Origin of the sequence: Bdellovibrio bacteriovorus, from assembly GCF_001592755.1 — a bacterium.
Lineage (GTDB): Bacteria > Bdellovibrionota > Bdellovibrionia > Bdellovibrionales > Bdellovibrionaceae > Bdellovibrio > Bdellovibrio bacteriovorus_E.
In genome coordinates this window covers 202,123-219,108 of the sequence record NZ_LUKF01000003.1, presented here as the reverse complement: position 1 = coordinate 219,108, position 16,986 = coordinate 202,123, and the positions used below count along the sequence as shown (strand labels likewise).

Below are 16,986 nucleotides of genomic sequence, written 5' to 3'. Positions count from 1 at the left end.
AGTCATCAAAGTTTTAAAAGCTCCTCGGCAATCAGGGTCGGAGCCGTCTTAAGAGGCTCGGTGCAGTGGCCGCTCGCGGTGCAGACTCGGGTCTTTTCACGAAGTATAACGCGACTCCATTTTCCGTCAGCCCCTTCGACCTTCACTTGGTAATAGCGACGTTGCGGATGCAGATAATCGCCGATGCTTTGAGGTTCTTTTAAATATTTTAAAAGTTTTTGAGTTGTGGTTTTGCAATCTGACGTCGAAATCTTCTTTAAGAGTCCTGCTTTCTTAAGATGGCATTCTTTTCCATCAAAAGTAAATTCGAGATAAGATTCCGCTTTTTTGCTAGGTTCAATTTTGCGAACTTCAATCTGAAAAGGAGATTGAGCAAATGAAAGCAACGAAGAGAATAACACAGCTATTACTGTGTGCATGAAAGTCCCTTTGAAAGCTTTGCCGCGTATCCCGGCGCATGGTTGAGTACACAATCCAATGTCGAGTGGCCTGCCGAATGAATAGCGGAAGGGGAGTTAAAGCAAAGTTGCATTGTTAAGTTGGGCATCTCGCTTTCTTTGACCGTAAGCGCGGAAAAAACATCGGCCAGAGCTTCTTCGGTTTTAGAGCCAAAGCAGCTGTCTTTAATGAAGGCATAATCATTGGTGTCAAAGGTTTCTTTTTCCACTTTATTACGCATGCATTGTTTTAATGCCGACGCATTTTTTCCCGCCAACAAGTTATCAATCACCGTATAATTATAGTGTTCAACGGGGTCGTGACCACAAAAGCCTTCATAAGCTCCGTTGGCTGTGGAAAGACTCGTTCCACTTCGTTCGCCAATTTGCAAGCGAACATAGTTGCAAGCGTGTCCCAGTTCGTGGCGGATCGTGTAGTCTAATTCTTGAGTTTCGCCGCGTTTATATTTCCCGAGGCTGATATAACCAGAATATATTTTCCCAGGATTGAAATCGGAATAAGTTGCGCGAACCTGTTTTAGAAATTCTGTTTTCTCAGAGGCGGGTGTGTTTGCAAAGACTCCGGCATAATAGCTTTTCGTATAGTTATCTTCATTCACACTGAAATAGGCTTCTGCGGTGCCTGCGCACGGATCGGGAACATTAGGGTCTTTCTCTGCGACAGGGTCGCTGCAGAATTGAAGAGTCGTGGCTTTAAAGGCTTCAAGACAGTGTTTATCGCTTCCACAGCATTGAGAAGCCGTACGATTTTTTACTTCGTTGAATTTTCGTTCGGTATTCTTCAAGTCTTGTACGGTGGCGACCGAAAAACCATTTTTCAGCATCTCGTTGCGTGAAGGGTTTTGATATTTTTCAGAAGACTTGTCCAGTTCGGCCGGTTTTTCTTCCGCAATTTTTTTCCACCAAGATTTTCCATCATCCCACAGGGCTTTGCAGAGAGGTTGATGGACAGGCTTTTGTTTTTTAGAGATTCTTTGCAGATCGGCGCAGAAGTCTTTTTGAGATCCAGAAAGACCTTCTTGGATTTGCTGAAGAGATTGAGTGGCCTCGTTATCCGGTGTGCAATACGAATGGGCCATTGCTAAGTTCAAAAACACTACCAGTGAAATCATATGTTTTTATTCTAGCAAAGTAAGTGCAAAAGTTAAGTCCAGTCGCTGTCTAAATCAGCCGAAGACATTTATTTGGGACTCCTACTTGTTCCAATGCGAGATAGGACCGCCGACACGTACATTGCGTAAATGATGAAGAGCTTAAGGACCATAAAGTGTGGAACCGTCGCTGAAACGACGATTCCACTAGCAAAGATTTTTTAACCGATTTTAAAAAGGTTCGCGATCCAAGCTACTGAAGAAAGGATTGAACCTAAGTAGCTGCGCGGGTTTGCTGGAACGTAACCGCGTTTTCCCTGGATGTGCGTTTCAAAGTGCAAGTGCGGAGCTGTTCCGATACCTGTGTTGCCTGAAAGAGCGATAAGATCACCTTGCTTCACAGATTGTCCCGCTTTGCTTTTAAAACCAGACAAGTGAGCATACAAGGTTTCAAGTTTATTTCCTGGATGAACGACGATGACGTAGTGGCCATAACCTGAAATTCTTTTTGTACGGCGATTTTTCTCTGTGCGAGTCGCTAGAACTTTTCCATCAAGCACGCTGACTACAGAGGTGCCAGTAGCTGCGCGTAGATCAATTCCTTTATGCAAGCGTTTACGTCTTAGAACTGGGTGATTACGCATACCGTATTCACTTGTTACTGTTAAGCAACCACGTCCGCAATTTTTAATCGGGCTGATGACGGTCTGTACGGCCGCTTTTTCAATCACGCCAAATTCAATTCTTTCGGCACGCAGACGATCGACGTATTTAGATAACGAATTCATCGAGTGCAAACGGCCTTCTTGCATAAATTCATTGAAGGATTTAAGAGCATCTGTACCGTTACTTTCTAAAGCACCCGTGACTCTAAGATCGGATAAAGAAAGACAAAGATCTGTGCGATCCATGATCTCGTCAGAGCGAATGTCTTCATCCATCACGTCAACGATGCGAAAGCCGCAGGCAAAACCCGCGCTATTTTTAGTGATCTCCGTTTTTCCTGGAGGAATAAAAGGAAAGCGGATGCGTTCCGGACTACTAGTAGCATCACTCAATGCAGAGTTTATATTGTGAATATCAATAGATATAATGGATTCTTCCGGCAACTCAATCGCCGAGACCAAGGCACGTTTGCCATCCGCAAGCTCCGAAGCTTGGTAAAGATGAATGGCGAGCTTGTTTTCCAAGTAAAGCGTGTCATTGATTTCTTCAAAGGCCTGCGCCAAACCTGGCGTCGCAGTCATTACTAAAAGACTTCCGAGTAACTGTGACAGAAACTTATTTCGCATACGTTCCTCCGATCCACTTTGGCGGAAATGCGAAGAACAGGCCATGATTTGGAGCCTATGAAAGGCCCCTAAAACGATTAAACAAGAAATCGCTGTCTAAGTTTTAGTGAGTTGGCTTCAAAAAATGTCACTGCGGATGCACGGATCCGCAGTCGGTAATGAAGTCTAATTAGCTTAACGGAGTAGGGGCCGGAGTCGGAAGGGGAATGATATCGGGTTCCCCTGGTACCTGCGGAAAGCTTCCGTCCATCCAGGCCTGTTTTGCTTTCTCGATTTTCTCTTTCGATGAAGAAACATAGTTCCAAAAAATATGTCGAGGCTCGGGAAAAGAGTCTCCGCCTAATACGACAACTTGTGTGTCTTCCATTGCTGTGATCTTTAATGACGAATCATGTTCCAAGATCACGAAGTCATCCGGGGCGATTTCTTTTTCTCCCAAAGAAAGTTTTCCTTTGATGATGAAGAACGCAAGTTCCTGAGAGCCCGGATCAAATTCGAAAGTTCCGCCTTTTTTTAACTGCACATCCATAAAGAAAAGTTTTGAATACACATCGACAGGCGATGTTTTTCCGAAAGCGGAGCCCGCGACCAAGCGCACATCCGCATCACCCACCTGAAAGCGAGGAATGTCAGAGGCAGCATGATGCTTGAATGAAGGCTCGCGGTCTTCTTCCGCTAACGGAAGAGCCACCCAAAATTGCAGAAGGTGCAGGCGATGTGCTTTGCCATGAAGTTCTGGTGGCACGCGCTCAGAGTGCGAAATTCCTTTTCCTGCGGTCATCCAATTCACATCCCCTGGAGCAAGGAGTTGTTTATGTCCGAGGCTATCGTGGTGAAGAACCGCGCCTTCAAGCAAATAACTTAAAGTAGAAAGACCGATGTGGGGATGAGGGCGTACTTCCATGCCTTCTCCCGCAGCGAAATCCGTTGCTGGAAAATAGTCGAAAAAAATAAACGGACCAATCATGCGTTTCTTCGCATAAGGCATCAAGCGATGCACAGTGGGGCCACCGAGAGAGACCAAACGGGGAGCAATCTCCATAAGAATATTATTTTGTGTAGAACTCATATTATGTCCCCTTTCAATCTGTGGAAACTCATGATAGCCTTAACCAATTTAGCATGTGAATGAAAATCTAAGGAGTAGCATGAAAACAAAAAAAGAAATCGTCGATAACTGGCTGCCTCGCTACACGGGTGTGCCTTTGAACGAATTTGGTCAGTACATTTTGCTTACGAACTTTGGCAATTACGTGAAGATGTTCGCGGAAAAGTTCGATGTCCCAGTGCGCGGTCTTGATCGCCCGATGCAATCAGCAACAGCCGAAAACATCACTATCTTGAACTTCGGTATGGGCAGTGCCCTTGCCGCAACGTGTATGGATCTTCTAACTGCGGTGAATCCTAAAGCAGCTCTTTTCTTAGGGAAGTGCGGTGGGTTGAAAAAGAAAAACCAATTGGGTGACTTCATTCTGCCAATCGCTGCGATCCGCGGCGAGGGGACAAGTAATGAATATCTTCCAGAAGAGATCCCTGCTTTGCCATCGTTCCGCTTGCAGAAAGCTGTTTCTTCGATGATCGCAAAACATCAGTGCGACTACTGGACAGGCACAGTTTACACGACGAACCGTCGCGTGTGGGAACACGATGAAAATTTCAAAGATTACTTAACTAAAACACGTGCAATGGCCGTGGATATGGAAACGGCGACGATCTTTGTTACGGGGTTCGTGAACGAAATTCCTCGCGGAGCTTTGTTGTTGGTATCAGACAACCCGATGATTCCCGATGGCGTGAAGACAGAAGAGAGTGATAAAAAAGTCACCGCGAATTTTGTCGACAAGCACCTGAACATTGGTATCGATGCTTTGCGCGAGTTGCGTGATTCCGGCGAATCCGTGAAACACTTGCGCTGGGATTGATTTCAAACAAACTCTTGTTCCAGAAATTTTCAAAGTCATGCAGGTCGACTAGCTTCTAGTTTCTAAACGGAGGCAAACTGCATGACTCGCTGGACGATTCTTTTAATCACTTTAATTTCTGTTTCGACTTCTTGGGCTTCTGATTCTTACGAAGTTCAAGCCACTCCTCGGCCGTTGCCGGATGCTCCTTATGAGCCTGGTCCCGATGATCCTATTCGCAGTGAACCGCCTCGCGAAGAATTTATTCCTTACTCACTGGGCACGGGTGATACAGGACGCTTTGGTTCTAAGGATAGCGAGTTTTATCCGCGTTTTGATTTAGCCCGCGTCGTGAGCCTTCGTTTGGTCGGCTCACGCAATGAAATCGATGTGAAAGAAGTGAAAGTTCTTTACGCTGACAATATGGTAGAGAGAAGTTTGTACACGCTTCAGGGAAATTTACGTTCCGGTGCGATCAAAGAAATCGCTTTGGATGGTCGTCCGATTTACCGCATTGATGTCTCTGCCAAGTCCGAGCGTTTCTGGAAAAAGTTAGGGAGTTACCGAGTAGATATCATCGCTGTTCGATGACAAATGCCCAAAGTTTATGCATGAAAATTCGATAGGAAAATAGAAAAAGGCCTCGGTTTCACAGGGGCCTTTTTCATAAATTCACCTTTTTTCACGCAATTAACATGTTGTGTCATTCTGAAATGTGCGATATAACTGGCACCACTTTAATCACTACAACTGAAGTACATTTTGGGGAGGCTCGCTTTGATCAATCCTGGCACTAACATGCAAGCGGAAGAAATCGACTCTGACTTAGACTTGGACCTTGATAACGAAAAAGAGATGAAGAAAACCTCTGCTTTTGAAGCAGATATGGACGAGGACCTTGAGGCAGAAGCTGCTTTAGCTACTATGGCTGGCAACTTATTGATGGAAGGCGAAGAAGACGATACGAACCTGGATGAAATCGAAAATATCTTAGAATTGCCAGACACTGGTTTCCCTAAGTTCACTTTGGCAAAAAATAAAGCTCGTTTCTTAAGAATGGTGAGCTGGTATCGTGGTAAAGAAGAGTGGATTGAAGTTGCTCCTTTGTCAGGCGTAACAAAACTCTTCAAGCAACAAACGAAAGAGTTGGAAGGCATCCGTTCTTCTAAACTTGATTATGAAATGGAACTTGAAACTGGAACTTTGACTCCGTCACAACGTTCATACCGCCGTGACGAACTTAAGATGTGTAAAGTTCAAGAAAAAATGGCTGTTCACTTGATCTCTAAACTTCAAGTGAAAATCAAATCCGGCCGTAGATAATCCGCAGCTGCGGGTTCACTAAAACAACTTAAATTGTTGTAACCATCAAGCCAAGGGTCTCCACCCTTGGCTTTTTTCTTTTATCGCACAGCACACAGACCCGACAGAACTTCCGGATGATTCTCTTTTAGTTTACAGTTTTAAAGTACTCTTAAAGAAGGAAAGGTAGTTCCTATGAAATCTTCTAAAAAGAAATCCCAATCAAGCGCCGTAGCCATTGATATCGGAATCCCAGAAGCTGACAGAATCAAAATCGCAGACGGTCTTTCAAGACTTCTTGCAGACTCTTACACTCTTTATCTAAAAACGCACAACTTCCACTGGAACGTGACAGGTCCGATGTTCCAAACTTTGCATTTGATGTTTGAAACTCAATACACAGAACTAGCTACAGCTGTAGACTTGATCGCAGAAAGAATCCGCTCATTGGGCGTTCCTGCACCGGGCACTTACAAAGAGTTCGCAAAACTAACAAGCATCGAAGAACCAGACGGAGTTCCTTCAGCAAAAGAAATGATCCGCCAATTGGTAGAAGGCCAAGAAGCGGTAGTAAAAACAGCCCGCTCGATCTTCCCGAAAGTAGAAAAAGCAGGGGACGAAGTGAGCGCGGATCTACTAACTCAACGTATGCAACTTCACGAAAAGAACGCGTGGATGCTAAGAAGCTTGTTGGAAGAGTAGTTCTTTAATTCCGGAATTTTGAAAATAAAAAAGCCCTGGGGAATCCTCAGGGCTTTTTCATTTTTGAATCTAGAGCATATACTTAACACCTAACGCAATGGCTTACCGCCACCGTGGAAGTGATTTTGTTTGCGAAAGATAAAGTACGACGCAGTTGCTTACTGCCACGGTGGCAGTGAAATCGTGAACAAAAAGTGGTGGCGCTATTAAATCAGTAGCCATAGTTCACAAATTTGAAAAGCCAACTTAACAATCCCAACGCCGAAGGCATCTGCTAAAAACAAAAAAACAGCAGCCCCAAAACAAATCTTCAAAACGCAGCCCACTCCCACCAAGATAAAATTTTTGAACAGCCTACAAGGTTAAGACACTTCTTGCGTTATTTAGAAGTTGATTACTAACCGGACCCACGTGGCTGGGAACGAATATAGGGGAGGCCCCGCAAAGGTCGGCCTTCGCCGGCGCATGGATGCGCGAACCGCCAAAGGCGGCGGCGACGAGCCAGGAGGGCGTGCCGACCGCCGCGGAGCCACCCCTATATTCGTTCCCAGCCAACCGAAGCCCCGTTTAGAAATCAAGCCCCAAAATAACCCGGCAGAAAGCCCAGTCTTTCCCCCAACTTAAACTGTCTCAAAAAAAAATCGCACCTGGCCCTAAATTCTCAGCGTGATACGCCGATAGGTACAAAGTGAGTCAATTAGCATTGAATAATGTTTCAAAAGGGGAGGATTTAAATGTCACGCACAGTAATGATCGTGGTGAGCGATAACCAGGAAACGATTGAGAACGCAAAGAAGTACTGGGAAACACACGATGTGACAGTTCAAGCCTATTCATCTTCACAATGGAGAGAAGGTCTTGATAATGCATTTTTCAGACAACAACTAGTAGCTGGCGTTCCTGCTTTGATTTCAGGTAACAGCCCAGTAAATTCTGATGCTGGCGGTAACGTAATCCAGTTCCCAACAGCGACAGCAACTTCATCTAGCGTACAAAAAATGGAAGAGCTTGAAGCTCATGCTATCGAAAACGCTATCGTACAATACAAAGGCAACTTGACTGAAGCTGCGAAAGCTTTGGGTATCGGTCGCGCGACTTTGTATCGTAAAGTAAAACAATATCACATCGATCCTTCAGCAGCTCGTAAGAAGAAAGTGGCTGCTTAAGACCCTTTTGAATTGAAAACCGAAGACCGGGTGTTCACACTCGGTCTTTGTTTTTTCGGGGACCTGTCGGAATGAGTCGTGTTCTTGCCATACTTCTAGCACTCAGCTGCGCCTTCGGAGCGTATCATTTCACTTTGCAAAAAAGTTTCGTGAACCCGTATCCCGTGGTTTGTGATTTGGTTTCGTCAAAAATTTTTCTGGAAGATGATCAAGTCAAAAAATGGAACCGCATCTGCCATCGTCGCAGTCGTTTGGTAACGCCGTACTCACCAAAGAAATTAGTCATCAAAGATATCAATAATGTTTTGGGTTTGCTCAACGTTTCTCATCTCGAGGTCTATGACTCTTCTGAAGTGAAGAGTATCTGGAGAGGAGAAGCCCTAGAAACCGGCATCGAATCCGAGTTCGTTGATAGTGAACTTGTGATTTTCAAACTTCATCCCAAATCTCCGGGAGCTTTAGCAGGCCTAAAAAAAGGGGACGTCATTAAAAGTATCAACCGTGAACAACCCAATCCTTGGGAAGCGGCGACCGAGTCGGGTACTTACTTGATAGAAAGAAAAGAGCAAGAAATTGCTTTTGAAATCAAAGCCGCGAACATCGTTCGCAAAGAAGAAGTCAGCTTCGAAGAACTCAAAAACAAGGCGGCCATGATTCAAATTCCTTCTTTCCGCGCCGATTTTTTCGCCGATGAAAAAATTGTGGAACTTCAGAAGAAACTGCAAGACGTAAATCGTCTGGTTGTGGACCTTCGAGGAAACGCCGGCGGCAACTTTGTCGCAGGCTTAAGATTTCTTTCGCTTGTTATGTGTCAGCCAGAAGAAGTGGGTCGCATTGTTCGACCTCGCTTTCCGCAAAATGTGACGGCAGAGCTTCCCGATGATTTGCGCGATGAAAAGCAGCTTGAAATTTTGGACCGCAGTAAAGAAGTGCTTCTAAAAACTTTCAAGCAAGACACTTGCTTCCGCGGGGACATCAAAGTCTTGGTAGATGGAAAGACAGCTTCAGTAGCCGAGATGGTCGCACAAGCTCTTAAAGAGTTTAAAAAAGCCCCCCTTCTAGGAAGCCCCAGTCGAGGTCAAATGCTCGTGGGCGTTTGGTATCCCTTGAATGAAGTAGGACCCGGTGTGGAGATCTCGATCCCGGAGGCTTTGTATCTCAGCCATAACAAGTACAAAATCGAAGGGCAGGGTGTCGAACTGGACAAGGTCCTCTATTACAACTTGAACGAGATGCAGGCAGGAATAGACTCCTGGGTAAAGCGCGCTCTAGATTGAAACTGGCCTTGGAGTTAGTTTTGCGGGTTGGCAGTTAATTTTTTCGTCTTGAAATGAGATGATCATTTTAATACGTCAAACATCTTTTGTTCGGCTGTTCAGCTCTTTTGCAGTGAGAGAGAATAAGATAGACTTATAGTCGGCACAGTCCTCGCACTAATGAGTAATATCATTTTACGAGGGGAAACATTATGAGGAACGCAAGCGTGATTGAATTTCCAAAATCTCAGTCAGTAAGAAAAAGATTGCAGGATAAAGCTCAAGAACAAAAAGCGGTTCTTGTTCTTTCCATCGCTTCCGTACTCATCATGTCTGTTTTCTTAAATCAGTGGTTGGTCCAAGGACCAGAAACTTTAACCACAAATGGCAACCGTGGTGTCGCTAGTATTGAATCTGCGGCGTTAGCGAAAGACGTCAAGTGGGAACAAGACCTCGCGAAGAAACTGGCTTCTGATAAGAACGCCGTTGCGGGAAGTCTTGCGGTCGCTCCGACTCTTCGTGATGAGTTGATTTTTGGATATTTGGAAGGCCGTTACGGCATGAAGCTCGCTCAAGGTAAAATCGAAAGCCTTGAGTTCATTGATGCTCAAGCCGGGGACCAGCCAATGGCGATTTCTGATAAAGCCGAATTCCTAACAAAGTATTCTGAAGCTTTCGGTATTGGTTTTGACCAAGTCAGTTTGGCGCAAAACTCAGCAGAAGGTCCAGTGTACTCTTTGATCTCCGAGAACAAAGAGATCGTCGGCCGCGCCCAATTCGTGACAGACGAACACGGTCGCGTTTCTGCGATCAATTTTACACAATAATTGCTTTAGTCTTTCCTGTCCCAGGCCGATACGATCCTTATGGTATTTCGCGATCTATCGGCTCCACAGTCTACACCTTCATCGAATGAAAAAACCGCGACACCGATTGCTTCGGTGTCGGATCGTTTTATTGCCCTGGTTTTAGATTTTCTGATCTTTTCGCCCGTAATTAGTTTAATTATCGCGGGTTTGGTTCGTCAGACTAAAACATATTTTCTTTTGGATGCCACGTCGGCCGAGGGAATGATCTCTGCCACGCTAGTCATCGCCGTCGCCATTTTCTTTACGTGTTTGCTGCAGGCAGTTTTCTTATACTATTGGCAGGCGACGCCGGGACAGCTTTTCATGCAGATGCGTGTGGTGTCTTTTCCGCATCCTCAGCAGCGTCTTTCGATAAATCAATGTGCGACCCGCGCTTTCTTGTGGTGCACGGGATTCTTGGTTTTAGCTATTCCTTTTTTAGAAATCGTCAGTCATCCGCTTCGTCGCGCTTTCCATGAAAGAGCTTCCGACACAATGGTCATGACACTGAAACATGTTCCTGATGACGGCCCTCATCCTCTTGAATCCAAATTCATCGCTTCTTGGATGCGCATGAGCTTTTTATTTTTGCTTCTTTTCGGCGTGATTGGTTTCTTTAAAACCTATCATTCGCTGCAAACCGGGGAGTACGCTTCTAAAGAGAATCGCACGGTGGCTTTATGTAAAGAAATTAAAAGCGCCGATTTGACGACGTCTTCTAGAATGGATGCGGCTCTTGTACTTTATCTTTTAAATGAAATCTCTCCAGAGTGCCTTAGCAAAGAGGCCGATGTTTCTTTATGGAGTGATCCGGTGTCTTCCCAAGACTTGGCCTATCTCGCAAAATATTTAACAGCGACAGAATCAGAGCAAGAAAAATATTTTGATAAAATCTGCGAAGACTCTTCTTCGCCAACATGTGCGACCGCTCGCTACATGTTAGAAGATGGCGAGAAAGAAGAGTTGGAACATGCAGATCCAAAGCTCTGGATTACGCAGCTTCTTAAATCCGATGAAAAATACGCAGAACAAGATTTCCTAGCCAGTCTTGCTCTCATCGAAGAGCTGCAAAAAGTGCCGGCGCTCAAGTCCGCTTTAGAAAAACGTTTTGTGCGTTCAGTGTGGGGCCTTAACGAAATGGCCTATGCTCATCCGAAAAAGAAGGGTCGCGTTCCTGCAAGCGCCTCTGACGATTCTTTCATTGAGACTTTCAAAGAAAGATACGAGGTTCCATGATCCTTCCGGCGCCTGAAGATTTTCGAAGTTACACACGTTTCCCACTGACGATCACGCTGGTGGTTTTGAACGTATTTATCTTCTTACTGATTTTTAGTGGCGCGCCGAATTCCGTTTCTTCCGCAAATCTTTTGCAGAAAGACGGTCTGACACTCACGGGCCGACTTTATTATCAATATCTGCAAACTCTGCCAGCAGAACTTCTTTATGAAAAGCCGGCGTGGGTGCATGAAGTGACATCGAACAACACCGAGCAATTGGGTGTTTTAGGGGCCTATGCCCTTCGCGACGCTCGCTATTTAGCCACGGCAGAAACTTGGGCCTATAAGGGTGATGAAATTCAAATCAACCAGTGGCGCTCTGACATTCAGCAATTCCGCAAGAAGTATCAAGAACAGTTGTTGTTCCGCTTTGGATTAAGCTCTTACGAAAAAGGCGCTCTATCCTGGGTGACTTACCAGTTTTCTCACTCGAACTGGATTCATTTAATTTCAAACTTGGCTTTTTTAGCTGTGATCGGAATTGCAGTTGAATCCCTTGTCGGAAGTGGAGCCTTGCTCTTTATATATATGATTGGCGGTATCGCGGGTGGAGCTGGATTCTTATTCTCCGAAGCTCATGGAACAGTGCCGATGGTGGGAGCCAGCGCCTCAATCAGTGCGCTTCTCGCATTTTACTGTGTGGCTGAAACTCGCAAACGCATTCGCTTTCTTTATTTTGTTTCGCCCATGCCGGGGCATTACGGCCCGATCTATTTACCAACTTTGCTCATCATCCCTTTATTTCTGATCGTAGACCTTGCTAATTTCTGGTCGACACCAGAAGGCTTAGGGGGAGGGGTGGCTTATGCTGCTCATCTTGGCGGCACATTCTTAGGCGTTCTGGCGGCGCTTCTTTATCGTTGGAAGGCTCCAACGAATTCGGTTTTAACTCAATCCTGACATTGTAATTAATATATAGCCGTTGACAGTTCTATTACGTATGGGACACATTGGGACCCCTAGAGGCTGTAAATCACCCACAAACGAAATGGTGGACCCGAATGAAGCTATTAAAGCTCATTAAGTCAGTGATTGTTCTTACATTATTATCCGTCAGTGTTGCGAATGCGTCGCAAACAACAGTGATCCCGTACTACGGTGAAGAATTTTACCGTGATCTAAAAGCGGGTATCTCGAATAAAGATCTTCAAACAAGATTAAAAGCCGTTCTAAGAAGCTACCACATTCAACGTGCTGGTGCCTTAGACATGATCGTGAAGAGCTGCCAAGTTGGCCAAGGCAAATGCTACGCTCACAGCGCGATCGGTTACGGTGCTGCGAGAGTTTTCTTATTGGGAAACTACTACCTAGTGAAAGACGGCAATAACGGATACGCAGTTCACGATGTTTATTGTGATAAAGATAAAAGACGTGCTGATTTCCGTGGCACTCCTCCAGCTCCCGGTCGCATCCCTGATAATGGCGTGATCAATGTTGAGCATACTTGGCCCCAAAGCCATTTCACGCGCAGATTCCCAGATGAAGTGCAAAAGTCAGATCTTCATCATCTTTTCCCGACAGATTCACAGTTGAATTCCATCCGCGGTAACAATCCATTTGGTGAAGTGACTCAAGATTTGTTGGACTTAAAGTGCCCCGCATCTCGTTACGGTTTGGGAACGGCGGGTTCAGACGAAGTTTTTGAACCGCCAACGGCACACAAGGGGAACGTAGCGCGTGCTTTATTCTACTTCTCGATCCGTTACGATCTTCCAATTGATCAGCGCGAAGAAGTTGTTCTTCGTAAATGGCATAATGAAGACCCGGTTGATGAAGAAGAGATGAGAAGAAACAACGAAATCTTCAAAGCTCAAGCAAACAGAAATCCGTTCATCGATTTCCCAGAGTTGGCTGACAGAATCGCTGACTTCTAACCTGAACATAATAAATTTTTGAATTGCAAAAGCCCGTCGACGACGGGCTTTTCGTTTTTTGCATTCACTTGTTCGAAGAATTCAATAAATTTCTTAAAAAAACTGAAATTAGACTCTTGCAATGCTGAAATTGTTGTGTTGCAATCATTTCTACGGGAGGGGTGATACCACGGAAGGTCTCGGGGAGCATGATGTTCTCACCTCTATTTTTCTTTTATAAATGAATAACCCACGGTAGAAATACCGTGGGTTTTGTTCTTTTTGGGGTCTATTATGAATCAAGGCACAGCTTTAATGATAGTCGATGCTCAGGTGAATATGTTTGATCCGAAAAGACCCGTTTTTGAAGCCGAACATCTGTTGGAGCGCCTTAAAAAGTTGCTTTCATTAGCTCGTGCTTCCGGAACCCAAGTCGTTTTTGTTCAAAATAGTGGCACCGCTGGAGAACCAGATGAACCACGCACGCCAGGCTGGTTGATTCATCCCGAGTTAGAAATCATCGTCGGTGACCTTATCATTCAAAAAACCGAGTGCAACGTTTACGCTGAAAACGATTTAGAAAAACGCCTAAAACAGATGGGAATTAAAAAGCTCATCATCGCAGGTTTGCAGTCCGAATACTGCGTAGTTACGAATTGTGAAAAGTCGCTCGAGGCAGGGTTTGAAGTGATTCTGGTTTCAGATGCCCACAGCACTTATGATTCGACCACTCAAAAAGCCCCGGAAATCATCGCCAGTATCAACGCGAAACTTCGCGATAAAGTCGATCTGTGGCGGGTGGATGACGTCGCTATCTAAGAACAAAAAAAAAAGGCTTCGTATTTCTACGAAGCCTTTTTAGTTTTTTAGAATGTCTTTAAAAAAACTATTCTTCCGCTGGAGCAAAACCACGACGAAGAGTGTTCTCTGTCACGGCCGCTGGCTCCATGTATTGTTTCAAGTAATCAGGGCCACCGGTTTTTGAACCGATACCCGACATTTTGAAACCACCGAAAGGATGACGATCTACCATCGCACCGGTGATGCCACGGTTGATGTACAAGTTACCCACTTCGAATTCTTCTTTCACGCGTGCGATGTTAGCTGGGCTTCTAGAGAAAACACCACCAGTCAAAGCGTACTCTGTGCTATTGGCGATTTCCAAAGCTTGATCCAAGTTTTTCGCACGGATCACCGCCACCACCGGGCCGAAGATTTCATTTTGCGCTAATTTTGAATCACCAGCGACGTCACCGAAGATTGTTGGTGGAACAAAGAAACCGTTCGTCGGCGCTTGGCCTTTGAACAAGAGTTTCTGCGTTTTTTCGTTTTCGGCAATTGTGTTCATGATGCGCTCATGCGCTTCTTGATCCACCACCGGGCCCATATAGGCTTTTGGATTTTCTGCTGCAAGGACAGAGATCGACTTCGCCGCTTCGACCAAACGATCTGTGAAACGATCGTAAACTTCATCAAGAACGATCACACGGCTTGCTGCTGAACACTTCTGACCGCTAAAGCCGAACGCCGAGTACAAGACGCCGTCCACCGCTTCATCAAGATCCGCGTCGTTATCGATGATCACGGCGTTTTTACCGCCCATTTCGATAATGCATCTCTTCACGTGAGTTTGGCCGGGTTGAACATGAGAAGCTCTGTTTAAAATATGAAGACCGACAGCTTTAGAGCCCGTGAACGCGATAGTCGTCGTGAATTTATGGTTCACAATGTGTTCGCCCACTTCTTCACCGAAACCAGGAAGGAAGTTGATAACGCCCGCCGGGAAGCCCGCTTCTTGAACAAGCTTCATCAAGCCATAAGCGACAACCGAAGATTGCTCGGCTGGTTTCATCACCACGGTATTTCCAGTCACCGCCGCTGCTGTCACCATGCCGGCTAAGATCGCCAACGGGAAGTTCCAAGGAGCAATGACCGCCGTCACACCACGAGATTTATAGATGTAGTGAGAAAGTTCTCCTGGCAATCCACCCACGCGCAATGGTTTTTGCAAGTGGCGCATATCGCGAGCGTAGTAACGACAGAAGTCGATGGCTTCTGCGACGTCACCATCGGCTTCGGCCCATGGTTTACCGACTTCCATAACCTGTGTTGCGATCAATTTGAATTTATCGCGAACCATCAGGTCTGCAAGTTTATCAACCAAAGCCGCGCGCTGTTCGCAAGGAACATTCTTCCAAGTTTTGTAAGCCGCTTGCGCTGCTTGCATCGCTTGTTCAGCGTGCTCAATAGAAGCCATATTGATCTTACCGATCACTTGAGAAGATTCAGAAGGATTGACGCGATCGAAGTTTTTATCTGTGCGAACTTCTTTGTTGTTGATCACAACAGGAACATTCACTGGCAAAGATGCTTTCATCTCTGCCAAGGCTTTTAGCATCTTTTCGCGATCCGCCTTAACAGCGAAATCAAGAAGAGGTTCGTTATAGAACTTACCTGGTTTCTTAGGAATGATTGGCGAAGTCGGAGTCAAACCTTGAGCAGGGTCTTTCAAAAGCTCTGCTGTTGTTTTGTTATCGGCGAATTTTCCGCGCAACCAAGATTCGTTGGAAGAGTTCTCAAGCAAACGGCGAACAAGGTACGCCATGCCTGGAATCAATTCACCCACCGGAGCATACTCACGCATGCGGTAACCCATGTCGACGATGGTTTTTTTGATCGGTTCAGCCATTCCGTAAAGCATTTGGAATTCCAAAGCTTCTTTCGGAATATTCAATTTCTCAGCGTAGATCATACAAGCTGCAATAGTTCTTACGTTGTGAGACGCAAAAGCCGGGCGGATGTATTTGATGTTTTCAAGGAAGTATTTCGCGCACACTTCGTAGTTGGCGTCAGACTCTGCTTTGTTCGTGTAAACAGGAACGGGCCAGCCACGTTGTTCAGCTTCAATAGTTTCGTAATCCCAGTAAGCACCTTTCACCAGACGAACCCAGAATGGCGTGCCGCGAGTTTTTGCGAAGTCTGTCAACATTTTGCAGTCTTCGAATGAGTCACGAAGGTAAGCTTGAATCACGATACCGAAGTATTTGTAATTTTTAAATTCAGGCTCGTTAATAAGCTCGGTGAAGACTTCCAAAGTCAGGTGCTTCACAGAGTATTGTTCCATGTCCAGATTGATGAACACGCCTTTTTGCATTCCCAAACGGAACACAGGGCGCATGCGGTCTTTCAAGATTTGCTTAGTTTCATCCCAAGCTGTGTCTTTGATTTGCGAGTAAAGTGCCGTCATTTTCACAGACACGTTTACTTTCGGCATCGAACCTTCATGATCGCGATCAATCTGCGGAACTTCGTCCCACTTCTCGGCGTCTTTTGCGAGCCAGTTCACAAGCTCTACGTATTTGTTCGTGTATTCTTGCGCTTCTTTTTCAGAAAGAATGGCTTCACCCAAGATGTCGACGGTGAAAGTCATTTTGTTTTTGCGCGCTTTTTTTAGTACTGGCAAAGCTTCATCTGGATTTTCACCCGTGATAAACATTTGCGCCATACCAACAACGTTTTTCTTAATCGCACCGGCCATCAGGCCTGGAGCCAAAGAACCCAATCCCAAACCAACGTTGAAAACAGGAGGTAGCTTTCCACCATCTTCAGCGAAATATTCTTTCAAGTGACGAGCAACTTCATCACCTGAGTTGATTGAAGGAAGCACGTCCACAAAGCGGAACATATTCGTTTTGAATTTTTCATTTTTCATACTCCATTCCATGATGGAGCCGTACCAGAAATCTTTTGAGAAAATGGAAGCCTTGGATTGGCCTTCCATGCGCTTCATAATCTCTTCGCCACGCGCGACGATTTGCGATTGGATGTCGTTCATATTTT

At 45.4% G+C, this 16,986-nt stretch carries 16 protein-coding genes; 11 read left to right on the top strand and 5 right to left on the bottom strand.

The annotated features are described in order from the left end of the window. Positions 1 to 5: 5 nt before the first annotated feature. From AZI85_RS04955 to AZI85_RS04940, 4 genes are all read right to left on the bottom strand, one after another. Positions 6 to 419, bottom strand: coding sequence for a hypothetical protein (locus tag AZI85_RS04955; protein WP_063243035.1), 414 nt, complete (start codon positions 417 to 419; stop codon positions 6 to 8). Continuing rightward, positions 407 to 1,570: a hypothetical protein gene (locus tag AZI85_RS04950; RefSeq protein WP_063243034.1), complete on the bottom strand. Its 1,164-nt coding sequence runs from the start codon at positions 1,568 to 1,570 to the stop codon at positions 407 to 409. The genes AZI85_RS04955 and AZI85_RS04950 overlap by 13 nt, the downstream gene beginning before the upstream one ends. Positions 1,571 to 1,770: 200 nt before the next feature. Next, positions 1,771 to 2,841, bottom strand: a complete 1,071-nt coding sequence (locus AZI85_RS04945) for a M23 family metallopeptidase (protein WP_063243033.1) — start codon at positions 2,839 to 2,841, stop codon at positions 1,771 to 1,773. Between the two features lie 169 nt (positions 2,842 to 3,010). Continuing rightward, on the bottom strand, positions 3,011 to 3,910 hold the full coding sequence (locus AZI85_RS04940; protein ID WP_063243032.1) for a pirin family protein: 900 nt from the start codon (positions 3,908 to 3,910) through the stop codon (positions 3,011 to 3,013). Between the two features lie 79 nt (positions 3,911 to 3,989). Between AZI85_RS04940 and AZI85_RS04935 the strand changes: the two genes are divergently transcribed. The 11 genes from AZI85_RS04935 to AZI85_RS04885 all read left to right on the top strand — a co-directional run bounded on the left by AZI85_RS04935 (position 3,990) and on the right by AZI85_RS04885 (position 13,965). Beyond that, complete coding sequence (locus AZI85_RS04935; protein ID WP_063243031.1) at positions 3,990 to 4,763, top strand: AMP nucleosidase; 774 nt, start codon at positions 3,990 to 3,992, stop codon at positions 4,761 to 4,763. 81 nt (positions 4,764 to 4,844) lie between these two features. After that, positions 4,845 to 5,333, top strand: a complete 489-nt coding sequence (locus tag AZI85_RS04930; RefSeq protein WP_063243030.1) for a hypothetical protein — start codon at positions 4,845 to 4,847, stop codon at positions 5,331 to 5,333. Between the two features lie 186 nt (positions 5,334 to 5,519). Continuing rightward, positions 5,520 to 6,065: a hypothetical protein gene (locus AZI85_RS04925; protein WP_253696931.1), complete on the top strand. Its 546-nt coding sequence runs from the start codon at positions 5,520 to 5,522 to the stop codon at positions 6,063 to 6,065. A 174-nt stretch (positions 6,066 to 6,239) separates the two neighbouring features. After that, on the top strand, positions 6,240 to 6,746 hold the full coding sequence (locus tag AZI85_RS04920; protein ID WP_063209162.1) for a Dps family protein: 507 nt from the start codon (positions 6,240 to 6,242) through the stop codon (positions 6,744 to 6,746). 734 nt (positions 6,747 to 7,480) lie between these two features. Next, entirely contained in the window at positions 7,481 to 7,912 is a 432-nt protein-coding gene (locus tag AZI85_RS04915; RefSeq protein WP_063209163.1) for a helix-turn-helix domain-containing protein, read from the top strand. A 71-nt stretch (positions 7,913 to 7,983) separates the two neighbouring features. Next, a complete protein-coding gene (locus AZI85_RS04910) occupies positions 7,984 to 9,189 on the top strand; it encodes a S41 family peptidase (RefSeq protein ID WP_063243029.1) in 1,206 nt (401 codons plus the stop codon). Positions 9,190 to 9,380: 191 nt separating this feature from the next. Beyond that, on the top strand, positions 9,381 to 9,995 hold the full coding sequence (locus AZI85_RS04905; RefSeq protein ID WP_063243028.1) for a hypothetical protein: 615 nt from the start codon (positions 9,381 to 9,383) through the stop codon (positions 9,993 to 9,995). Between the two features lie 39 nt (positions 9,996 to 10,034). Further along, positions 10,035 to 11,252, top strand: a complete 1,218-nt coding sequence (locus tag AZI85_RS04900) for an RDD family protein (protein ID WP_063243027.1) — start codon at positions 10,035 to 10,037, stop codon at positions 11,250 to 11,252. Continuing rightward, positions 11,249 to 12,193: a rhomboid family intramembrane serine protease gene (locus tag AZI85_RS04895; protein WP_063243026.1), complete on the top strand. Its 945-nt coding sequence runs from the start codon at positions 11,249 to 11,251 to the stop codon at positions 12,191 to 12,193. Before AZI85_RS04900 ends, AZI85_RS04895 begins: the two co-directional genes overlap by 4 nt. Before the next feature lie 101 nt (positions 12,194 to 12,294). Then, on the top strand, positions 12,295 to 13,167 hold the full coding sequence (locus tag AZI85_RS04890) for an endonuclease I family protein (RefSeq protein ID WP_063243025.1): 873 nt from the start codon (positions 12,295 to 12,297) through the stop codon (positions 13,165 to 13,167). A gap of 273 nt (positions 13,168 to 13,440) precedes the next feature. After that, positions 13,441 to 13,965 carry an isochorismatase family protein gene (locus tag AZI85_RS04885; protein ID WP_063243024.1) on the top strand — a complete coding sequence of 175 codons (525 nt, stop codon included), beginning with the start codon at positions 13,441 to 13,443 and terminating at the stop codon, positions 13,963 to 13,965. A gap of 67 nt (positions 13,966 to 14,032) precedes the next feature. Here the strand turns inward: AZI85_RS04885 and pruA are convergent, their stop codons facing one another. Continuing rightward, on the bottom strand, positions 14,033 to 16,981 hold the full coding sequence (gene pruA / locus AZI85_RS04880) for an L-glutamate gamma-semialdehyde dehydrogenase (protein WP_063243023.1): 2,949 nt from the start codon (positions 16,979 to 16,981) through the stop codon (positions 14,033 to 14,035). Positions 16,982 to 16,986: the final 5 nt, after the last annotated feature.

Excerpts from the sequence above, each read along its gene's own strand:
- AZI85_RS04885 (WP_063243024.1), top strand. The coding sequence starts at position 13,441 with ATGAATCAAGGCACAGCTTTAATGATAGTCGATGCTCAGGTGAATATG.
- AZI85_RS04945 (WP_063243033.1), bottom strand. The coding sequence starts at position 2,841 with ATGCGAAATAAGTTTCTGTCACAGTTACTCGGAAGTCTTTTAGTAATG.
- AZI85_RS04895 (WP_063243026.1), top strand. The coding sequence starts at position 11,249 with ATGATCCTTCCGGCGCCTGAAGATTTTCGAAGTTACACACGTTTCCCA.
- AZI85_RS04930 (WP_063243030.1), top strand. The coding sequence starts at position 4,845 with ATGACTCGCTGGACGATTCTTTTAATCACTTTAATTTCTGTTTCGACT.
- AZI85_RS04935 (WP_063243031.1), top strand. The coding sequence starts at position 3,990 with ATGAAAACAAAAAAAGAAATCGTCGATAACTGGCTGCCTCGCTACACG.
- AZI85_RS04905 (WP_063243028.1), top strand. The coding sequence starts at position 9,381 with ATGAGGAACGCAAGCGTGATTGAATTTCCAAAATCTCAGTCAGTAAGA.
- AZI85_RS04890 (WP_063243025.1), top strand. The coding sequence starts at position 12,295 with ATGAAGCTATTAAAGCTCATTAAGTCAGTGATTGTTCTTACATTATTA.
- AZI85_RS04910 (WP_063243029.1), top strand. The coding sequence starts at position 7,984 with ATGAGTCGTGTTCTTGCCATACTTCTAGCACTCAGCTGCGCCTTCGGA.
- AZI85_RS04900 (WP_063243027.1), top strand. The coding sequence starts at position 10,035 with ATGGTATTTCGCGATCTATCGGCTCCACAGTCTACACCTTCATCGAAT.
- pruA (WP_063243023.1), bottom strand. The coding sequence starts at position 16,981 with ATGAACGACATCCAATCGCAAATCGTCGCGCGTGGCGAAGAGATTATG.
- AZI85_RS04955 (WP_063243035.1), bottom strand. The coding sequence starts at position 419 with ATGCACACAGTAATAGCTGTGTTATTCTCTTCGTTGCTTTCATTTGCT.
- AZI85_RS04940 (WP_063243032.1), bottom strand. The coding sequence starts at position 3,910 with ATGAGTTCTACACAAAATAATATTCTTATGGAGATTGCTCCCCGTTTG.
- AZI85_RS04920 (WP_063209162.1), top strand. The coding sequence starts at position 6,240 with ATGAAATCTTCTAAAAAGAAATCCCAATCAAGCGCCGTAGCCATTGAT.
- AZI85_RS04950 (WP_063243034.1), bottom strand. The coding sequence starts at position 1,570 with ATGATTTCACTGGTAGTGTTTTTGAACTTAGCAATGGCCCATTCGTAT.
- AZI85_RS04915 (WP_063209163.1), top strand. The coding sequence starts at position 7,481 with ATGTCACGCACAGTAATGATCGTGGTGAGCGATAACCAGGAAACGATT.